Raw genomic sequence first — 1149 nt, 5'->3', positions numbered from 1 at the left:
CTGACCGCCACCCTGGTGCTGTCGGCGCTGGTGCACGGCCTGCTGCTTCTCGGCGTGGGCTTTGCCGTCAGCGACAACGCGCCGCTGGTGCCGACACTGGATGTCATCTTCAGCCAGACCAGCACGCCATTGACGCCCAAACAGGCCGACTTCCTGGCCCAGGCCAACCAGCAGGGCGGCGGCGATCACGACACCGCACAACGCCCGCGCGATGCGCAGGCCGGTATCGTACCGCAGGCCCAGAACGGCCTGGCGCCGGTACCGCTGCAGGCGCAAAGCGCGGCCACCCCACCGCCGCCGCAGGCCCGGGTGATCACCAGCGAGCAGGGAAAGGACCGCGTTGCCGAGGTGCAGCCGCAGCCACTGCCCGATCGCCCGGACAGCAATGCGCCGATGAGCGCACGCGAGCAGCGCGATGCGGAAATGGCCCGACTGGCGGCCGAGGTGCACCTGCGCTCGGAGCAGTACGCCAAACGCCCGAACCGCAAATTCGTCTCGGCCAGCACCCGCGAGTACGCCTATGCCAATTACCTGCGGGCGTGGGTGGATCGCGCCGAGCGGGTGGGCAACCTGAACTATCCCGATGAAGCCCGCCAGCGCCGGCTCGGTGGACAGGTGGTGATCACCGTCGGGGTGCGCCGCGATGGCAGCGTGGAAAGCAGCCGCATCCTGCGCAGCAGTGGCGTGCCGCTGCTCGATGCCGCCGCGCTGCGGGTGATCGAGCTGGCCAAACCCTTCCCGGCATTGCCGAAAACCGACGACAACATCGACATCCTGCAGGTCACCCGCACCTGGGTGTTCCTGCCCGGCGGCGAGCTGCACGACGATCGCTGAAACAACCGGCCCGGCCAGATCCACCGCTGGCAGGCCAGCGCCGGAGGATCAACAGACCCATTACGACACGTGCGCGGGCGCAGGACATCCACCTCGCAGCGTGACTCAGCTCTGCCTGGAGGCCCGCAGCGCCTGCTGCTCGATCAGGGTCAGCGCGACGTTGTCGCGCAGATAGGCCGGCTGCACCAGCTCCGGAGCGATGCCTTCGCCGCGGGCCATCATCGGTACCGCGATCTGCAGCACATCGGCCGCGCGCGGCAGCGCCTGCGCATCCACCAAAGCCAGCCGCGACTGCAGGCGGCTGGCCAGCACGCC

At 69.4% G+C, this 1149-nt stretch carries 1 protein-coding gene and 1 pseudogene; one reads left to right on the top strand and one right to left on the bottom strand.

Annotated features, from left to right (window positions below):
* On the top strand, window positions 1-834 hold an 834-nt coding region (locus tag JCM9942_RS16455; protein WP_425478370.1), incomplete at its 5' end, for a TonB family protein.
* Window positions 835-939: 105 nt separating this feature from the next.
* On the opposite strand, the pseudogene JCM9942_RS16450 reads toward JCM9942_RS16455, so the two are convergent.
* Window positions 940-1149, bottom strand: a pseudogene (locus tag JCM9942_RS16450) (tRNA (adenosine(37)-N6)-threonylcarbamoyltransferase complex dimerization subunit type 1 TsaB); the annotation flags it as partial.

The organism is Stenotrophomonas pictorum JCM 9942 (assembly GCF_001310775.1).
In the GTDB taxonomy this organism is placed as follows: Bacteria; Pseudomonadota; Gammaproteobacteria; order Xanthomonadales; family Xanthomonadaceae; genus Stenotrophomonas; species Stenotrophomonas pictorum.
Note: the sequence above shows the minus strand (reverse complement) of the source record. Positions and strands in the feature narration are given on the sequence as shown.